Genomic DNA, 2509 nt, shown 5'->3' with positions numbered 1-2509 from the left:
CGGCGTAGTCGGCCGGCACGAGCACGCGCATGTTCGGCAGGCCGCGCATGAGCGACACGTCCTCGAGCATCTGGTGGCTGCCGCCGTCGGGGCCCACCGAGATGCCGGCGTGCGTGGGGGCGATCTTCACGTCCAGGTTGGAGTAGCACACCGTGTTGCGGATCTGGTCGTAGGCGCGCCCGGTGCCGAACACGGCGAACGAGCCGGTGAAGGCCACATGCCCCGTGATGGCCAGGCCCGCCGCCACGTCCACCATGTTCTGCTCGGCGATGCCGCAGTTGAACAGGCGGTCGGCGAAGCCGGCGTCGGCCAGCTTCTTCGTGGTCGTGGAGCCCGTGAGGTCGGCATCCACCGCCACGACGGGCACGCCCTCGGACGCGAGCTCGGCGAGCGTCGCCCCGTAGGCCGCACGCGTGGCCTTCTTCTGCTGGGCCTGGGCCCCGTCTGCAAGCTTAACCACGGCTCGACTCCTTCCCCGCATCGCCCTCGAGCGCGGCGAGCGCCTCGGCGGCCTGCTCGGCGTTCGGGGCCTTCCCGTGCCAACCCGCCTCGTTTTCCATGAACGGCACGCCCTTGCCCTTGACGGTGCGGGCGATGACCGCGTGCGGCCGGCCGTCGCGGCCGGCCTTAGCGGCCCCGAGCACCGCCACGAGGGCGTCCAGGTCGTGGCCGTCGACCTCGTCCACGTCCCAGCCGAACGCCGCGAACTTCGCGCCCAGGTCGCCGGGGTCGCACACATCGCAGGTGCGCCCGTCGATCTGCAGGCCGTTGCGGTCGACGATGGCCACGAGGTTGTCCAGCTTGCGGTGCGCCGCGAACATGGCGGCCTCCCACACCTGGCCCTCCTGGCACTCGCCGTCGCCGAGCAGGGCGAACACCGTCTGGGGGGCGCCGTCCAGCCTCAAGCCGGCCGCGGCCCCCGCCGCGATGGACAGGCCCTGGCCGAGCGAGCCCGTGGACACCTCCACGCCGGGCACCTGGTTCGAGTCCGGGTGGCCCTGCAGCCGGCTTCCCAGCTTGCGCAGCGTGGCCAGCTCCTCGCTGGGATGTAGCCCGCCTGCGCGAGCGCGGCGTAGAGCGCCGGCGCCGCGTGACCCTTGGCCAGGATGAAGCGGTCGCGCCCCTCCCACTCCGGGTTCTCGGGGGTCGTGCTCCAGCACGCCGCCGAAATACAGCGCCGCCAGGATGTCGGCGCACGACAGCGACCCGCCGGGGTGCCCGCTCCCCGCCTCCGCGATCATGCGCACGATGTCGGCGCGCATGTCGTTCGCCCGCCGTTCAAGCTCGGTCATACCGGTTCCTTCCATTATTGGGACACCCTCCATTTATGGTAGCCTATCACGAACTCCTCCAGATCGCCGTCGAGGACGGCGTCCACGTTGCCGGTCTCCACGCCGCTGCGCACGTCCTTCACCATCTGGTAGGGGTAGAGCACGTAGTTGCGGATCTGGCTGCCGAACGTGTTGTCCATGCGGTCGCCGCGCAGCTCGGCCAGCTCCTGCGCGCGCTTCTGCTCCTCGCGCTCGTAGAGCTTCGCCTTGAGCACGCGGAACGCCGCCTCCTTGTTCTGGAGCTGGGACTTCTCGTTCTGGCACGTCACCACGATGTTCGTGGGGATGTGCGTGAGGCGCACGGCGGAGTCGGTGGTGTTGACGCACTGGCCGCCGGGGCCGCTCGAGCGGTACACGTCCACGCGCACGTCGGCGGGGTTGAGGTCCACCTCGATGTCGTCGGGCAGTACGGGCAGCACCTCCACGCCGGCGAACGTGGTGTGGCGGCGCTTCTTGTCGTCGGTGGGGCTGATGCGCACGAGACGGTGCACGCCGTTCTCGCTCTTCAGCATGCCGAAGGCGTTGCGGCCCTCGATCTGGATGGTGGCCTTGTCGAGTCCTATGCCCTCGCCGGGCACCACGTCGAGGATCGTGACCTTCCAGTCCTTCTTCTCGGCGTAGCGCACGTACATGCGGTAGAGCATGTCGGTCCAGTCCTGGGCCTCGAGGCCGCCGGAGCCGGGGTTCACCGTGAGGATGGCGTCGCCGCCGTCGAAGCGCTCCGAGAACCACGAGGTGATCTCCAGCGCGTCCAGCAGGTCGGACAGGCGCGCCAGGGCGTCGTCGGCCTCCGCGGCGAAGGCCTCGTCCTCCCCCGCCAGCTCGAGCGCCGCCCGGGCGTCTTCCAAGAGCGCCGCAGCCTCGTCGTACTCGCGGATGGTCTCGCGCAGGTTCGAGGCCTGCTTCGAGACGCCCTGGGCATGCGCCGCATCGTCCCAGAACCCAGGGGCGGCTATCTCCTCGTCGAGCTTCGCGAGCTCGGCCGTCTTGTCGTCGATGTGCAGGAAGCCGTGCGCGTCGGTCACGCGCGCGGCCATATGCTCGATATCGTGTTCGCTGTCTGCCATGTTCGTCCTACTGGTTCGCGCCGTGGCACTTCTTGAACTTCTTGCCCGAGCCGCAGGGGCACGGGTCGTTGCGGCCCACGTTCGCGAAGGGGTCGTCCTTGTCCTTCTCGA

4 protein-coding genes are annotated in these 2509 nt (G+C 69.7%); all 4 read right to left on the bottom strand.

From position 1 onward, the window contains the following. Positions 1 to 460 (bottom strand): transketolase family protein (locus tag GPA_RS19690; protein WP_041238664.1); only part of this gene is annotated, 460 nt, incomplete at its 3' end. Further along, positions 453 to 1292, bottom strand: coding sequence for a transketolase (locus tag GPA_RS00315; RefSeq protein ID WP_462486140.1), 840 nt, complete (start codon positions 1290 to 1292; stop codon positions 453 to 455). The genes GPA_RS19690 and GPA_RS00315, both read right to left, overlap by 8 nt. A gap of 14 nt (positions 1293 to 1306) precedes the next feature. Next, complete coding sequence (gene prfB, locus GPA_RS00310) at positions 1307 to 2398, bottom strand: peptide chain release factor 2 (protein WP_015538612.1); 1092 nt, start codon at positions 2396 to 2398, stop codon at positions 1307 to 1309. A gap of 7 nt (positions 2399 to 2405) precedes the next feature. Then, positions 2406 to 2477 carry an SEC-C metal-binding domain-containing protein gene (locus GPA_RS20545; protein ID WP_156791098.1) on the bottom strand — a complete coding sequence of 24 codons (72 nt, stop codon included), beginning with the start codon at positions 2475 to 2477 and terminating at the stop codon, positions 2406 to 2408. Positions 2478 to 2509 lie beyond the last annotated feature (32 nt).

The sequence above is a fragment of the Gordonibacter pamelaeae 7-10-1-b genome (genome assembly GCF_000210055.1).
GTDB lineage: Bacteria > Actinomycetota > Coriobacteriia > Coriobacteriales > Eggerthellaceae > Gordonibacter > Gordonibacter pamelaeae.
This window is presented reverse-complemented; position numbering and strand designations above follow the sequence as displayed.

Coding starts and splice junctions, on each gene's coding strand:
- GPA_RS00315 (WP_462486140.1), bottom strand. CDS start 1,292: ATGACCGAGCTTGAACGGCGGGCGAACGACATGCGCGCCGACATCGTG.
- prfB (WP_015538612.1), bottom strand. CDS start 2,398: ATGGCAGACAGCGAACACGATATCGAGCATATGGCCGCGCGCGTGACC.